This window comes from Halorubrum sp. ARQ200, from assembly GCF_005435115.1.
Classification (GTDB): Archaea; Halobacteriota; Halobacteria; order Halobacteriales; family Haloferacaceae; genus Halorubrum; species Halorubrum tropicale.
Genome location: NZ_SGTZ01000001.1, coordinates 315,120 through 329,730, shown reverse-complemented (window position 1 = coordinate 329,730; position 14,611 = coordinate 315,120). Strand labels below are relative to the sequence as shown.

Annotated in this window: 19 protein-coding genes and 1 tRNA gene; 10 read left to right on the top strand and 10 right to left on the bottom strand. The window is 72.5% G+C overall.

All coding sequences use genetic code 11. The annotated features are described in order from the left end of the window. The first annotated feature begins 7 nt into the window (after positions 1-7). From EXE50_RS01785 to EXE50_RS01770, 4 genes are read left to right on the top strand one after another with little or no spacing between them, the layout of a single operon-like run. Positions 8-772 (top strand): Rho termination factor N-terminal domain-containing protein, encoded by a 765-nt coding sequence (locus EXE50_RS01785; protein ID WP_053772093.1) that lies wholly within the window; start codon positions 8-10, stop codon positions 770-772. A gap of 12 nt (positions 773-784) precedes the next feature. Continuing rightward, positions 785-1,123, top strand: a complete 339-nt coding sequence (locus EXE50_RS01780; protein ID WP_053772094.1) for a hypothetical protein — start codon at positions 785-787, stop codon at positions 1,121-1,123. Between the two features lie 24 nt (positions 1,124-1,147). Continuing rightward, a complete protein-coding gene (locus EXE50_RS01775; protein ID WP_137704187.1) occupies positions 1,148-1,660 on the top strand; it encodes a nucleoside deaminase in 513 nt (170 codons plus the stop codon). After that, on the top strand, positions 1,657-2,817 hold the full coding sequence (locus tag EXE50_RS01770; RefSeq protein WP_137704186.1) for a carbohydrate kinase family protein: 1,161 nt from the start codon (positions 1,657-1,659) through the stop codon (positions 2,815-2,817). Before EXE50_RS01775 ends, EXE50_RS01770 begins: the two co-directional genes overlap by 4 nt. Before the next feature lie 34 nt (positions 2,818-2,851). Here the strand turns inward: EXE50_RS01770 and EXE50_RS01765 are convergent, their stop codons facing one another. After that, positions 2,852-3,679, bottom strand: coding sequence for a BtpA/SgcQ family protein (locus EXE50_RS01765; protein ID WP_137704185.1), 828 nt, complete (start codon positions 3,677-3,679; stop codon positions 2,852-2,854). 76 nt (positions 3,680-3,755) lie between these two features. Here EXE50_RS01765 and EXE50_RS01760 point away from each other — a divergent pair, with 76 nt between their 5' ends. From EXE50_RS01760 to EXE50_RS01750, 3 genes are all read left to right on the top strand, one after another. After that, on the top strand, positions 3,756-4,220 hold the full coding sequence (locus EXE50_RS01760) for a hypothetical protein (RefSeq protein ID WP_053772098.1): 465 nt from the start codon (positions 3,756-3,758) through the stop codon (positions 4,218-4,220). 82 nt (positions 4,221-4,302) lie between these two features. After that, on the top strand, positions 4,303-4,650 hold the full coding sequence (locus EXE50_RS01755; protein WP_137704184.1) for a 4a-hydroxytetrahydrobiopterin dehydratase: 348 nt from the start codon (positions 4,303-4,305) through the stop codon (positions 4,648-4,650). 51 nt (positions 4,651-4,701) lie between these two features. After that, on the top strand, positions 4,702-5,184 hold the full coding sequence (locus tag EXE50_RS01750; RefSeq protein WP_137704183.1) for a hypothetical protein: 483 nt from the start codon (positions 4,702-4,704) through the stop codon (positions 5,182-5,184). Between the two features lie 23 nt (positions 5,185-5,207). Here the strand turns inward: EXE50_RS01750 and EXE50_RS01745 are convergent, their stop codons facing one another. From EXE50_RS01745 to EXE50_RS01720, 6 genes are all read right to left on the bottom strand, one after another. Further along, a complete protein-coding gene (locus tag EXE50_RS01745; protein WP_053772101.1) occupies positions 5,208-6,122 on the bottom strand; it encodes an ATPase in 915 nt (304 codons plus the stop codon). Continuing rightward, complete coding sequence (locus EXE50_RS01740; protein WP_053772102.1) at positions 6,119-6,448, bottom strand: DUF5827 family protein; 330 nt, start codon at positions 6,446-6,448, stop codon at positions 6,119-6,121. The genes EXE50_RS01745 and EXE50_RS01740 overlap by 4 nt, the downstream gene beginning before the upstream one ends. Before the next feature lie 540 nt (positions 6,449-6,988). Beyond that, a complete protein-coding gene (gene sod, locus EXE50_RS01735; RefSeq protein ID WP_053772103.1) occupies positions 6,989-7,588 on the bottom strand; it encodes a superoxide dismutase in 600 nt (199 codons plus the stop codon). Positions 7,589-7,864: 276 nt separating this feature from the next. Continuing rightward, positions 7,865-7,948, bottom strand: a tRNA-Ser gene (locus EXE50_RS01730). Positions 7,949-8,023: 75 nt separating this feature from the next. After that, positions 8,024-8,779 carry a DUF2064 domain-containing protein gene (locus EXE50_RS01725; protein WP_053772104.1) on the bottom strand — a complete coding sequence of 252 codons (756 nt, stop codon included), beginning with the start codon at positions 8,777-8,779 and terminating at the stop codon, positions 8,024-8,026. A 102-nt stretch (positions 8,780-8,881) separates the two neighbouring features. Then, positions 8,882-9,496 (bottom strand): NUDIX domain-containing protein, encoded by a 615-nt coding sequence (locus EXE50_RS01720; protein WP_137704182.1) that lies wholly within the window; start codon positions 9,494-9,496, stop codon positions 8,882-8,884. A 215-nt stretch (positions 9,497-9,711) separates the two neighbouring features. Between EXE50_RS01720 and EXE50_RS01715 the strand changes: the two genes are divergently transcribed. Beyond that, positions 9,712-11,127, top strand: a complete 1,416-nt coding sequence (locus EXE50_RS01715; RefSeq protein WP_053772106.1) for an ATP-binding protein — start codon at positions 9,712-9,714, stop codon at positions 11,125-11,127. A gap of 74 nt (positions 11,128-11,201) precedes the next feature. Continuing rightward, positions 11,202-11,687 (top strand): hypothetical protein, encoded by a 486-nt coding sequence (locus tag EXE50_RS01710; protein ID WP_053772107.1) that lies wholly within the window; start codon positions 11,202-11,204, stop codon positions 11,685-11,687. 19 nt (positions 11,688-11,706) lie between these two features. Here the strand turns inward: EXE50_RS01710 and EXE50_RS01705 are convergent, their stop codons facing one another. Beyond that, positions 11,707-12,282, bottom strand: a complete 576-nt coding sequence (locus EXE50_RS01705) for a class I SAM-dependent methyltransferase (RefSeq protein WP_137704181.1) — start codon at positions 12,280-12,282, stop codon at positions 11,707-11,709. Positions 12,283-12,353: 71 nt separating this feature from the next. On the opposite strand from EXE50_RS01705, the gene EXE50_RS01700 reads away from it, so the two are divergent. After that, the gene (locus EXE50_RS01700; protein WP_137704180.1) at positions 12,354-12,989 is read left to right on the top strand and encodes a GNAT family N-acetyltransferase; all 636 of its coding nucleotides are present in this window, start codon (positions 12,354-12,356) and stop codon (positions 12,987-12,989) included. On the opposite strand, the gene EXE50_RS01695 is transcribed toward EXE50_RS01700, so the two are convergent. Both EXE50_RS01695 and EXE50_RS01690 read right to left on the bottom strand, forming a co-directional pair. Then, on the bottom strand, positions 12,986-13,498 hold the full coding sequence (locus tag EXE50_RS01695) for a TspO/MBR family protein (protein ID WP_137704179.1): 513 nt from the start codon (positions 13,496-13,498) through the stop codon (positions 12,986-12,988). The two genes, EXE50_RS01700 and EXE50_RS01695, sit on opposite strands and share 4 nt — an antisense overlap. A gap of 33 nt (positions 13,499-13,531) precedes the next feature. After that, complete coding sequence (locus EXE50_RS01690; RefSeq protein ID WP_053772111.1) at positions 13,532-14,548, bottom strand: AI-2E family transporter; 1,017 nt, start codon at positions 14,546-14,548, stop codon at positions 13,532-13,534. Positions 14,549-14,611: the final 63 nt, after the last annotated feature.

Below are 14,611 nucleotides of genomic sequence, written 5' to 3'. Positions count from 1 at the left end.
CCACACCATGCCCACGCTCGACATCTCCGAGGACCACGCCGACCGGATCGAAGCGCTCCGCGCGGAGCTGGCCGCGGCCCACGCCGGCCCGTACGCCTCCGTCGACCGCGAGGACGCGCTCGCGTACCTGCTCGACCTCGCGGACGCCGTCGACGACCCGGACCGCGTCGCGGCGCCGGCGACCGACGACGACGGCAGCGAGCAGTCGGCGGCCGCGGGCGACGCCGCGCCATTCGACCGCGCCCGCGCCCGGGAGCTGCTGGCGGCGCGGAACCGCCGCCGCGGCGACCCGGACCCGGACGACCCGATGGACCTGTCCGACATCGCCGCCGCCTTCGAGGTCACCGGCCGCAGCGAGATGACGAAAGACGAGCTGATCGACGCTATCCTCGACGCGGCGGCCGCCCTCGCCGCGGACCCGTTCTCGCGCGTGGACGTCGACATCGACGACGCCGCGGACGGCGCGGACGACGCCGTCGACGGAAGCGGAGCGACCGAAGACGACGACGGAGCTGATGCGGACGACGACGGCGGCGACGAGACTGAGGCTGACGACGACGGCGACGGCGACGCGAGCGAGGACCCGGCGGGCGGGAGCGACGACGGCGGCGCCGGCCAGCTGGACGCGATGATGAGCCTCCTCGACACCCACGCGGACAAGTGGCGCGAGGCCGACGGCGACGCGCGGTACGAGGTCGACCTCCCGGACGGGAGCGTCGAGACGGCGCGCACGAAAGACGACGTGCGCGCGCTGCTGTTCCGGAACTACTGACGAGGACCACACATGGGATTCATCGACGCGCTCCGCGCGTGGCTCTTCGGCGCGGACGACGACGCGACCGACGCGGGCGAATCGGACGACGAGGCGGGAGCGAGCGGCGACGACGGAGACGCGAGCGACGGCGACGACGGAGACGCGAGCGACGGCGACGAGCCGGACGGGCTCGACCCCGCCGGAGCGACCGAGACGCGCACCGCGAGCGCCACCGACGACGCGGTCGACGCCCTCCGCGACGTGCGGCGGTCACAGGACGCGGGGACTCCGGACGACGCGGACGGCGGCGGGCGCGCGCCGGACGACGACCGCACGAAGCCGTCCGACGGGGGCGGTACCAACCGTTAGGTACCCGGGGGCGAACAGGGGCGTATGACAGACGCGTCCGGCGACGGCGAGTTCCGGTCCCCTGACGACCTCCCCGAGGATCCGACCGACCGGGAGTACGTCGAGCGAGCGATCAGGCTCTCCGAGGAGGCGGTCGAGGCCGGCAACACGCCGTTCGGCGCGCTGCTCGTCGTCGACGGCGAGGTCGTCGGCGAGGCGCACAACGAGACGCGGACCGAGGGCGACGTGGCGGCCCACCCCGAGTTGACCCTCGCGCGCTGGGCGGCTCGCGAGCTCGACGCCGACGAGCTGGCGGCCTGTACGATGTACGCCAGCACGGAGCCGTGCCCGATGTGCGCGACGGCGATCTACTACGCGGGCGTCGGGCGGGTCGTCTTCGGCGTCGACGGCGAGACCCTCGGCGAGCTCTCCGGCGACGTGGTGCCGATCCCCCTCGAGGAGGTGATCCGGCGCGCCGACGGCGACACGACCGTCGAGGGACCGGTCGCCGTCGAGTCCGCGATGGCGGTCCACGACGACTTCTTCCGCGAGTCGTGACGACGGGACCGCACGCGGGCGGCGGGGGCGATGCCGACGACCGCGCGGCCGACGAGACCCCCGCCGTCCTCTCCGTCGGCGCCGCGGCCATCGACGAGTGGTACGCGGTCAGCAACCTCCCGGAGCCGGACGGCGGCGCGTTCGCCGACGAGGTCACCTCCGCGTTCGGGGGCGTCGGCGCCAACGTCGCGGTCGCGCTGGACCGCCTCGGCCGCGACGCCGGCCTCGTCAGCCGCGTCGGCGACGACGAGTACGGGCGCCGCGCGCTGGCGTACCTCGACGAGACCGGCGTCGACGGGACCCACGTCGCCGTCGGCGACGCCGCCCACACGCGCTCGCTCATCCTCCGGGACCCCGACGGCGAGCGCGCCATCGTCACCGCGGGCGAGAGCTTCCGCGGGCTCCGTCCGGGCGCGGACGCGCTCGCGGCGATGGCGGACGCCGACGTCGTCTTCCTCACCGCCTACGCGCCCGACCGCGCGGCGCGGCGGATCCTCGACCGGGTGGAGTCGCTCCGGGAGCGCTCTGCCTCGGGGGCCGACGGCGCGCCCTCGCCCGACGCGGGCGACGCCCCGCCCGCGCTCGTCTTCGGCCTCTCCGGGGCCGTCGAAGAGCTGGTCGGGCGCGGCACCGAGCCGACGACGGTCCACCGGTTCCTCCACCGCGCCGACCTGTTCGTCGCGGACGGCGTCGCCGCCCGGGCGTTCTTCGGCTCGGCGGCGGCCGCGGTCGAGCGGGTCGCGGCCGCGCAGCGTCGGGCGGCCGACCCCGAGGCCGGGCCCGGGACCCTGTCGCGCCGCGGCCCGACGTGGCCCCGCGCCGTCCTCACGCGCGGGGCGGACGGGATGACGGCCGTCGCCGGCGGCGAGGCGTCCCGGTTCGACGCGTTCGACGTCGAGACGGTCGACGCGACCGGCGCCGGCGACGCCTTCACCGCGGGGCTGATCGACCGGTGGCTCGCGGGGGAACCGCGGGGAGCGGCCGAGCCGGGGGAGCCCTCGGCCGACCGCGAGGCCGTCGCTTCCGGCGTCCGGTTCGCGGCCGCCGTCGCCGCGATCAACTGCACGAGCCGGTTCACGCAGCCCGGGCTCCCGACCCGCGACGAGGTCGAGGCGTTCCTCGCCGAGCGCGGGTTCGGGCCCGACGGGAACCCGTAGCGGCCGGGCGGGCGCGCGGGGCGGCCGGCGGGAGCTATCGCGCCTCGTCGGCGGCCGCGACGAGGGCCGCGACGCGGTCGGCGTCGACCGGGGCGGTCGTCTCGCCGCCCGCCTTGAGCGCGGTGCCGACGATCGCGCCGTCGGCGACCGAGAGCAGGTCCGCGACGGTCTCCGGGGTGACCCCGCTACCGACGAGGACGGGCGTGTCGAGGCCGTGGCGCTCGCGCTCCGCGACGACCGACTCCAGCGCGCCGGCGTCGACCGCTTCGCCGGTCCCCGAGCCGGAGGCGATGACGGCGTCGGCGAGGCCGCGCTCGGCGGTGTCGGCGAACGACTCGGCGGTGTACCCCTCGGGCGTCAGCGGCGCGGAGTGTTTCACGTCGGTGTCGGCGAAGACGCCGACGTCGACGCCGAGGCGCTCCCTGAGCCGGAGCGTCTCGTGGGCGCGCCCCTGGAGGATCCCCTGGTCGGTCACGCGGGCGCCGGTGTGGACGTTCGCGCGGACGAAGTCGGCGTCGACCGCGGCGGCGACGGAGAGGGCGGCCTCGGCGTCGTTCCGGAGGACGTTGACCCCGAGCGGGAGGTCGGTCTCGGCCGCGACCGCGGTCGCGGCGCGGGTCACGCCCGCGACGACGTGCGGCGGGACCTCGTCGGGGTAGAACGGCGCGTCGCCGAAGTTCTCGATCACGACGCCGTCGACGCCGCCGCGGTCGAGCGCCCGCGCGTCGCTCGCGGCCCGATCGATCGCCGCGCGCATCGCCGCGCGCCCGTCGTCCGGCGCCCGGGGGGCTCCGGGGAGGGGCGGGAGATGCACCATGCCGAGGAGCGGCGCGGCCGTGCCGAAGGTGGATTCGAACTCCATCGTCGGGAGCGACGCGGCGCCCCGACAAAAGCCTCCCCACAGCGTTTAGGTCGGCGCCCGCCTGAGTCCGACCGAGATGGGAATCGACGCGACGGAGCCCGGCGACGGCGACGTGACGCTCGTCTTCTCGCTCGGGGCCGCGCGCTCGCTCGCCGACCCGGCCGCGGCGTTCGCCGACGCGCGCCGGTGGAGCCGCCACGTCGGCGTCGTCGCGAACGAGGCGGACCGGGTGGCGGCGTTCGCCCGCGAACACGGCGTCGAGAACGACTACGCGCTCCGGAGCTGGGACAAGTGGGGCACGCTCGCCGACGTCCGGGACGAGAGCGCCGCCCCGCGGTACGTGTTCGTCGGCACCACCCGCGCGGACGAGCGCGTCGCGACCGAGACGGGCTACGAGTTCCTCCGGGTCGACGAGGCCGCCGAGAAGGCCGGCTGGGAACTCTCCGAGCCGGGGGCGCCGGACGCCGCCGAGGAGGGGCGCGCCGGTCGGCTCGCGCGGGCCCGGCGCGCGCTCCGGAACGCGCTCTCGCGGTTCCGGTGAGTGACACGCGCCCGTTCGGCGGTCGGGGGCGCCGGCCCTCCGCCCGCGGAAGGTACAAACCCCCCGTCGCCCAACGTGGGGTATGTCCTCACCGCTCGCGGACGAGCCGGTCGAGCCGGCCGGCGACGACGGAGAGCCGCTCGCCGAAGACGAGTACGTCGACTACGCCGACGAACTCGGCGACGCCTGGGAGGTCGTCGACGGGCACCACCTGGAGGCGAGCTACGAGTTCCCAGACTTCGAGACGGCGCTTTCGTTCACGAACGACGTGGGCGAACTCGCCGAGGCGGAGTGGCACCACCCCGACATCGCGCTGTCGTGGGGCGAGGTCGGGATCGAGATGTGGAGCCACGAGGTCGGCGGCCTGACGCGCGCCGACTTCGTGATGGCGGCGCGGATGGACCGCCTGTACGCCGACTACGGGGAGTGACCCGACGCATCAACGAACGGGTTTAAACCCCTGCCGGCGAAACGACGGGTAATGAGCGCGAACGTCTTCCTGGTCCCGATAGACCCGGAGAACTTCGACCGAACGGTCCGGACGCCGGTCGATCTCACCGACTACCCGGATCGCCCCGAACCCCTCGCCGACCTCGACGAGGCCCGCCTGTGGGCCGTCGACGACGACAGCGGCAACGGGTCGACGTTCGAGAAGATGGAGTCGGGCGACCTCCTGCTGTTCTACGCGGACGACGAGTACGTCGCGACCGGCCGCGTCGGCGAGGCGTTCGCGGACGAGGACCGCTGGGCGAGCGGGACGTTCTGGACCGCCTTCCCCACCACCCGCGTGTACACGGTCACCGACTTCGGCGCCGTCTCCGCCCCCAAGCGCGCCGTCAACCGCATCTTCGACTACTCGTCGTCGTACACGCCCGGCTTCATGCGCGTCGCGGACAGCCGCGTGACGACCGAGCTCTCTTCGATCGAGTCCGCGCTGGAACACTACACGAAGCGGAACGCCTGAGCGCGGACCGCGCAGGCGGGTTCTCAGTTCTCGACCGCATCGACCAGCGTCGCGTACGCCGGCTCGTACGCCGCCGCCACGCGGTCGGGCTCGCCGCGGACCTCGCCGGACAGCGCCGGGAGCGGCTCGGTCGCGAGCGGTTCGATCATCTCGGTCACCGCGTCGACGTGCTCCTCGCGGGTCCCCTCGCGCGGGCTGCCGGCGGCGACCGCGCGGGCCTTCGCGTAGCGGTCGCCCGCGTAGATCCGGGCGCGGCCGGGGTCGACGACCGCGACCGCGTCGGTCGCGACCGGGCCGTCGCGAGGCAGCGTCCCGGCCACGTCGGCGTACGATTCGACGACGACCGGGACCGGTGTGCGGGCGACGCGGTCGGCGAGGCGCTCGATCGCCGGTAGGTGCGCCGCGGCCATCACCTCGTTGAACTCGGGCACGTCGCGCACGCGGGTCGCCTCCGCCAGCGGCAGGCGGTCGGTCAGTCCGTCGGGGAGCAGCCCCGCCTCCGCGGCCGCGCCGTTGACGACGAACCGCGTCCCGGCGTCGGTCGTCACGCGGTCGCAGAGGAAGGTGCGGTCGGCGTCGCCGAGCATCCCGGTCCGGCCCGGAGTCGGCTTCCAGAGCCGATGGACCGGGTTGATCGACTCTGGCGTGACGGCCGACGCCGACGGCGACGCGTCGTCGGGCGCCGCCAGCGGGCGAGTGTTCGCGGCCGCGAGCGTGCGGGCGTCCTTCCCGTACAGGCGGCCCGCGTCGGTCGCGACCCGGTAGTCGTCGTGGTCGAACCAGTAGTCGTTGCCGGCGCGGGGCTTGACGCCGACCGCGTCGCCCGCGCGCTCGGCGAGGTGCGCGACCAGCCCCGCCGAGAAGGTGGTCTTCCCGGCGTCGACGCGCGAGCCCCCGGCGACGAGGTAGGTCGGCGGGTCGGAGCGGTCCCCGGTCACGCCGACCCGTCGCCGTCGTCGGCCTCAGCGTCGGCGTCCGGATCGGGCTCGGGGTCCGCGTCGGTGGCGAGCCCGTAGTACCCCGGGCCGTCCTCGGTCAGCGGCTCGGCGACGACCATCTCCTCCGCGTGGACCATCACCCACGGGACCGCCCAGTCGACCAGCACGGCCTCGGTGTCCGGGTCGACCTCGGCGTCCGGCTCTAACCCCTGAAGCAGGCGACCGATCTCGGGGACGGTGTACATCTGGTCCGGCTCGAACAGCTCCGCGGGTTCGTAGAAGTCGCACGGGTAGGTGGCGTCGAACGCCGACTTCGGTTCGGGCATGCGCGGCGATACGCGACCGCGTCCGTAAACGCTGCCGATACGATTTCGACGGTGCGGTGGCGCGTGCCTCCGAGTGGCCGCCGAAGGCGGCCGCGAGGAGCACGCGCGAGGGAGTCAGTCGCCGGAGCGAAGCGACGGCGACTGACGAGGCTGGGGAGGTGTGAGGTGCTGTGCGGTCGCGGTCGGGTGGAACTCCAAGGGGCAGCCGCGAGGGCGACGGCGCGCGACGTAAGGACCGCAAGGAGCGAGCAGCGCGAGCGACTGAGGACCGTGGTTCGAGACGCCTGCGGCGTCTCGTCACCACGAAAGGCGCTTCGCGCCTTTCGAACGACAACGAGCGCACCGAGCCCTCGCGGCTGGGGCTTTGGAAGCGTTCACCGCACACTCGTTGATCGCGTATCGCCGAGCGGCTGGGGCTTCGGAGGTGTTTCTCCCGGTCGTCTACCTACCAACCACTGTACGGAGAGAGGTCACTGATCGGGCGACGTACTGCGAAAAAATGCGGATCTCGACGCGCGTAACGCGTCCTCTCGGGCGCGCTTACTCGAACAGCTCGACGGCCTGCTCGTAGCGGTCCGACGGCTCCTCCCAGTCGACGACCTCGAAGAAGTTGTCGACGAACTCGCCGCGGGCCGGGCCGTAGTCGTGGTAGTAGGAGTGCTCCCACACGTCCAGCGCGAGGATCGGGTGACCGCCCCAGATCGCGCCCTGGTCGTGCTTGTCGACCACGACGTTGCGGAGCTGGTTCGAGAACGTGTCGTACACCAGAAGCGCCCAGCCGCTGGCCGCGGAGGCCGCCGCCTCGAACTCGCCCTTCCAGGCCTCGTACGAGCCGAAGTCCTCCTCGATGCGGTCGGCCAGCTCACCCTCGGGCTCGTCGCCGCCCTCCGGCGACATGTTCTGCCAGAACAGGTCGTGGAGGATGTGACCCGAGGAGTTGTGAGTCACGTCGCGGATGGCTCCGCTAGACGAAGAGAAGTCGTGGGACTCACGGTTCTCTTCGAGCGTCTCTTCGGCGGCGTTCCAGCCGTTGACGTACCCCTGATGGTGGGTGTCGTGGTGCCATTCGAGCACCTGCTCGGAGATGTGGGGCTCAAGCGCGTCGTACTCGTACGGGAGCGGATCGAGTTCGTAGCTCATGCTTGTATCACCTATCACGAACATGTACCGGAAACCTGTTAAAGATAATGCGCCACGCGCTACCACGCGACACCGGACGCGAGTGTTATCGGGAGGTCCGGGTCAGCAACGGTGTCGTTGCGGTTCCGGGAGTTAGGACCGCGCGAGCGGACATCGAGTCTCGATCGGCCGACCGGACGGTGAAGTAACCATATTAAGTTTCGCACCGGAAGACGACCGCTCTCCGATTCGAGTCCAGCACGTGGCGCGCGCCGCGCGGTGTGCGCTGCGCGCTTACGGTGGGACTGGGATTCGAACCCAGGAAGCCGTGAGGCTACCTGCTTTCAAGGCAGGCGCAATGGGCCACTCTGCCATCCCACCACACGTGACCGCTCGGCGTCGGGCGACTAAGTGGTGTCGGATCCGAGGGACCGATCGACGCGCCGCCCCGACCGCTCAGTCTCGCACCAACCGCCCCTCGCCGTCCTCGGCGACCACGTCGAGCCCCTTCTCGTGGACGAACGCGGCCGTGTAGTCGGGCACCACGCGCTCCGCGGCGAACCGCGCGCGGAGCATCGGCACCACGTCGAGCAGGTCGTCGCCGGTCTCCAGCGAGGGCGACGGCTCGACGAAGTCCACCGAGCGGTCTGCGTCGCGGCCGCGCTCCGCGAGCGTCGGCAGCGCCGGCGCCTCGAACGCGCCGTCGAAGTCGATCGGTTCGGTGAACCCCGCGTAGTACGCGCGGCCGTTCGACGAGGGGCCGAGGACGACCTCGGTCGTCCGCAGCTTCATCGCCGCCGAGTCGACGACGGTCCGCGAGAGCAGCGGCGCCGTCGGAGTGACGACCGCGACGGAGTCGGCGCCCTCCTCGCGCAGCAGGTGCGTGACGGTGTTGCCGGCGCGCGCGCCGAACGAGGAGCCCACCTGCCGCTCGAAGCGGACCTCGTCGGTGCCGCCGAGGGTGTCCGCGACGAGCGTCCGGAGCTCCGCCTCGGGGCTCGTCTCGGTCCGGTACTCGGCGGGGAGGTCGTCCTCGTCGGGGTAGTTGACGAGGAGTTCGCCGCCCGAGCGCTCGACCGCGAGGACGGCGTCGCGGAACTGCGCCTCGTAGAGGTCGGCCGCCTCGGCGGGCGACAGCGGCGTCGACTCGGCGATCGCGGTTCCGACGAGCCCCTCGCGGGGCGGGTTCGCCAGCAGGGCGACGACGGTCATATCGGAACGCGGCGCGGGAGCGCCTTCAACTCGCCGCTTCGATCCGGCGGGAGTTCGACCGCGGCGCGGAACCGCGGGACCGGCGCCCGCCGGTCGGCCCGCTCAGGAGAAGTCGCGCCGCATCGCGATCTCGAACCACGGGCAGAGGCGGAGCTGACGGTACAGCTCGGGGTGCTCGTGGAGGTGGTCGTAGTCGGCCCACAGCATGCCGCCGATCTCCTCCTCGTCCGGGTCGAGGGTCGTGTCGTCGAGGGTGACCTTCAGCACCGCACAGACCTCCCACTCGACGCCCTCGTTGGGGTAGTAGCGCTTGTACTCGAACTTGTCCGTCACTCGCAGGTCGTCGTACTGGTCGGGCGAGATGCCGAGCTCCTCTCCGAGCCGCTGTTCGGTGGCCTCCTCCTGCGACTGCCCCTCGACGGGGTGGGAGGCGACCGTGCCGTCCCAGTGGCCGTCCCACAGGCGCTTGGTCGGCGCGCGCTGGGCCAACAGGACGTGTCCGTCCCCGTCGAAGACGAGGCAGGTGAACGCGCGGTGGCGGATCCCGTCGCCGGTGTGCGCGTCGAGCCGGTTCACCGTCCCCTGCGCGACGTCGTCGGGGTCGACGGCGATGACGTCCTGAAGCGCGTTCTCGTGGTCTGCGTCGCTCGTGTCCTCGGGCTCGCTCGCGCCGTCGCCGGCGGGGTCCCCCGATGCGGCCGCGTCTTCGGATCTCATGCGCGGTACGTCGCGGACCAGGGCTAATAAGGGTTCGATACCGCGGCCGCTCGCGCGCCCCAGTGTCGCCTCTCTCCCGGCCGTCGGCGCCCCCGGACGCCCGCACCCGCGCTACCCGCTCTCTGCTCCGGCGTCCGGTCGCGTCCGCCGCGGGGCCGCCCGCGACCGGCGGTGCTTCGACGCTCTTAACCGCGTCCCGGCGCTACTTCGCGCGGATGAGTGACCCGGCGCTCGACGTCGTCGAGTTCGTGTTGACGACGCACTTCTACACGCAGGACCGCGACCTCGACGAGAACGACCTGCCCCCGCGCTTCCGGCAGGTGTTCTGGTCGGCCGACGCCGTCGACGACGCCCCCGGCGGCGTGGAGCGACCGCTGAAGGCGACCGACGAGACCACGCGCACCGCGACCGGGGTCGAGCGGCCGTGGGAGGCGGTCTCCGACCTCCTCTTCACCCAGCGCACGGAGTTCTCCGGCGAGATTTCGCTGACCCAGCCCGCGATGGGGCTGGAGTGGTACCGCGACCGCGCGGACGACGACCGGATCGCCGGGAACCCGACGGTCGTCGCCGCGATGGCGGCCGCCGAGGACCTCGAACCGCCGGTGACCCGCGAGGAGGCTCGAGCGGACGTGCGGCCGGTCCAGGCCGACCGCGTCTGGATCGACGCGCTGCTCGCGGAGTACTTCGACGAGGACGAGGACGGCGAGATGCTCGACCTCGTCAACGTCCGGGCGCCCGAGGAGATCGAGACGACGCTGGCCGACCTCGTGTTGACCGGCGACCAGGAGGGCGAGATCCAGAAGATCGTCAAGGCGATCGAACACCGCGAGTACCTCGCGGAGATCGGCCTCCGCGAGATCGGCAAGCTGCTGTTCGTCGGCCCGCCGGGAACCGGGAAGACGACCGTCTCGCGGGCGCTCGCCCACGAGCTCGGGCTCCCGTTCGTCGAGGTGAAGCTCTCGATGATCACGAGCCAGTACCTCGGCGAGACCTCGAAGAACGTCGAGAAGAGCTTCGAGGTCGCCAAGCGGCTCTCGCCGTGTATCCTCTTCATCGACGAGTTCGACTCGGTGGCGAAGACCCGCCGCTCGGACGAGCACGCCGCCCTGAAGCGCGCGGTCAACACCCTCCTCAAGTCGATCGACGAGGTGTCGCTCGTGCGCGACGAGGTGCTGCTGATCGGCGCGACCAACCACCCGGACCAGCTCGACGCCGCCGCCTGGCGCCGCTTCGACGAGATCGTCAACTTCCCCAAGCCGGACCGCGACATGCGCGCGGACATCCTCCGGGTGGTGACGAAGGAGATGCAGATCGCCGACTTCGACCCCGAGGAGGTGGCCGACCGGACCAGCGGGCTCACGGGCTCCGACCTCCGGATGGTGCTCCGCGAGGCCGTCCTCGGCGCGCTCACCGAGGACCGGATGACGATCACGCAGGCGGACGTGATGGAGGCGGTCCAGGACTTCGAGGAGCGCGACAACCTGAAGAACATGGACATGATCGACGGCGAGGGCGCCGAGGTGCTCGGCGAGACGAGTTCCGGCGACCAGGATCACACCCACGACGAGTCCGGCGACGGCGACGGGTCGCACGACCACGACCACGCCGCCCACGGCGCCTCGCACGACTGACTCGCGGCGACGGAACCGCTCTTCGTCGGAACCGCCGGGGAAAGCACTTATCAAGCGAATTCTAAACTCTCGGCGTGAAGCGTCGGGCGCTCGTCGCGCTGCTCGGAGCCGGGGTCCCCCTCGCCGGCTGTCTGGGTAATTCGGACGCGACCGGTGAACCGGGCCGGCAGTTTACCGGCTCACGTCCCGGGGAGTGCCCCGTTTCGCGGGACTACGGCGTGCCGCTCCCGGACGGGGTGTCCGTGACCGAAGCGCGGTCGTTCGTCGCGGGCTATGAGCCGAAGTACGTCTCCGATCGGCTCGTTGACGCCGACGGCGAACGAGCGTCGGTCGGCGCGGAGCCGTCCACGACCGTCCGAGTGGTCGACGCCGGCGACGACCGGATCGTGGTCGGCGTCGAGACCGTGTGGTCGGTCACGGTCGAGACGGAGAACGGCGAGGGTGTGAAAGATGCGGTGGAGTCCGCGCGGTATTACCTCGACGAACGGGTCGTGAGACGGACGAGCGACCCGGACGAGGACCCCGTTGACGGCGAGCTCGTGGCCTGTGTCCCCGCGTAGTGAATTCGGGCGCGACGACTCACCGCCGCACGCCGACCACCGTGTAGCCGAAGCCGCGGTCGACGATCCGGGGGTCGAGACCGACGCCGTCCATCGCGGCCGCGAGGTCGGCCGGGGTCCTGAACCGCGAGTTCATGCCGATCGCGTGCTCGCCGGCGACGAGCAGTCGCCCGAGCGGGTGGCTCGGGTCGAACTCGCGGATCACGAGCGCGCCGCCGGGCGCGAGCGCGCGGGCCGCCTCCGCGAGCGCGGCGTCGTGGTCGGGAAGGTGGTGGAGGGCGTCGACGGCCGTGACGGCGTCGACGCTCGCGTCGCGGAACGGCAGGCGCCCGGCGTCGGCGGCGAGGCCGGCGAGCCCGCGGCCGCGGCGCGCCCGCGAGAGCATCTCGACGGAGGCGTCGACGACCGCGATGTCCGGGCCCGCCAGCGCGGCCGCCGCGCGGCCCGACCCCCCGCCGACGTCGAGCAAGCGCTCGATCGGCCGCGTCGCGTGGTCGAGGCCGGCCGCGAGCGCCTCGCCGTCCGCCGGCGGCATCGCGAGGTCGTACAGCGGGGCAATCCGGTCGAAGAAGTCCACGTCGCCGAGGCCGTACATGGGCGATCCGACCGCCGCGACGGACAAAGAGCCACCGACCCTATTTACCCGTCCGCCGCCGTACGGTCCCCATGGAGTACGCGCTCGTGTGTCCGCCCGGCGATGGGGAGGCCCTCCGGCTCGACTACCGAGCGTTCGCGTACGCCGGCAAGTTCGTCGTCGGCGGGCCGGGAAAGGCGGTGATCCGGACGCCGGACGGGTCCCCGGCGGCGCCGGGGTGGGAGCCGGACGAACCGCTGCCGGACACGGTCGACCCCGAGGCGTTCGACGACGAGGTGATCGCGGCCGTCTCCTTCTCGGCCGACCGGACCGACCCCGACTGCTGCCGGCTGCGGTACGTCACGGTCCACGCCGCGCGCCGCGGAGAGGGGATCGGTCCGGAGCTGATCGGCGAGACCGTCGCCGACCTTGCCGTCGCCGGCTTCGACCGCGTGAAGATCGCCGTGAACAACCCGTTCGCCTACGAGGCGTGCCACAAGTGCGGCTTCGCCTACACGGGCGAGCGGACCGGGATCGCCGAGCTGGAACTCGAGCGCCTGGCCGGGGCGCCCGCCGACGTCGACCCCGAGCGGTACCGCGGGGGGCTGTCGGCGTTCCGTGAGACGGACGGCGAACTGAGCCGGGCCGAGCGCCGGTTCGTCGCGGAGCGACTGGAGCGCGGGCCGCCGCCGGTGACGGACGCGACGAACGCCGGGGGAGATCCCTAGTTGAGCGACCAGATGGCGTAGTTGAGCGCGGTCGCGAAGCAGACCCACGCGAGGTAGGGGACGAGCAGCGCCGCGGCCCGGCGGTCGACGCGGTCGAACAGCCGGATCGTGGCGGCGACGAGCGGGAGGAGGACGGCGAGGACGGCGAGGCCGAGGTCGGCGCGTTCGAGCCCCCAGAAGGTCGGCGACCACGCGACGTTGACGGCGAGCTGGACGCCGAACAGCGCGAGCGCGGTCCGGACGCGCCCCGCCGGCGCCGCGCCGTCGCGCCCGGCCAGGTAGACGAGGGCCGCGGCGGCGCCGCACAGCGCGTACAGGACCGGCCAGACGACGCCGAACGCCCAGCCCGGCGGGTAGAAGGCGGGGAGCTCCAGCGACGTGAACCACGCGCTCTGCGTCGCCGTGAAGGGGACGCCGAGCGCGCCGATCAGGTTGACCGCGACCGCCGCGGCGGCGATGAGGAGGGCTTCGCGGCGGTCCGGGAGCCGAGAGGTCGCGGTCGTCGCCATGGGCGACCTTCGCGGGCTGAGCGGTTAAATCCGTCAGATCGCGTCGTAGTCCTCGCGGAACGTCTCCAGCGTCGCCGCGAGCACGCCGATCACGATCGGCCCGACGAACAGCCCGGTGAAGCCCACGGAGTAGATGCCGCCGAACACGCCGAGGAGGATGATCCCGGGGTTGAGGTGCGCCCGCTGGTCGATGACGAGCGGCCGGGCGTAGTTGTCGACCATCGCGATCACCGCGACGCCGTACACCGCGAGGAAGATCCCGGCCGTGACCTGGTCGATGATCACGAGGTAGGCCGCGGCGGGCCCCCACACGAAGAAGGCGCCGATGAGCGGTAAAAGCGCCAGCACCGCCATCACGAACGTCCAGAACACCACGTTGGGGATCCCGGCGACCCAGAGCCCGAGCCCGGCGATGACGGCCTGAAGCAGCGAGACGGAGATGTGGCCGATCACCACCCCGCGCGTCATCGCGTCGATCCGGTCGACGAGGTCCGCCGTGACGTCGGGCGGCAGCGGGCTCGTGTCCCGGATCCACCGCACGAACGCCGGCCCGTCGATGAGCGTGTAGTAGAGCAGGAACAGCGCGAGCGACAGCCCGACCGAGGCCCGAAGCCCCGTGGTGACGACGCCGCTGAACCCGCCGAACAGGACCTCGACGAGCAGTTCGCCGGCGGTCTGGAGCAGGTCGGCGACCTCGGGGTCCTGCCCGGTGAGCGCCGCGATCTCCGCTTCGATCGCCGCGACGTTGATCGCGGTGTCGCCCGCGGCGATGGCCGTGAGGTCGCGCACGAACACCCACGAGATGTACGCGAGCGGGAGGATCACCGCGACGATGGCGGAGAAGATGAGCGTCAGCGCCGAGAGCATCTGTCCGAAGCGCTTCGAGACGCGGGCCCGGAGCCACCGCGAGAGCCGGCGGTGGAACGGGTAGAGGACGAACGCGAGGATCGCCGCGGCGATGACGTACTCGACGAACGGGAGAATGACGAAGAGGGTCAGCAGCGCGACCGACCCCATGAGGAGAAGCAGGAACGATTGCCCGCGGTTCATACCCCTCCCTCTGCCCGGCGAACTATAAACGTGGTCGGCGAGTCGAAAGGGATCGAACGACCG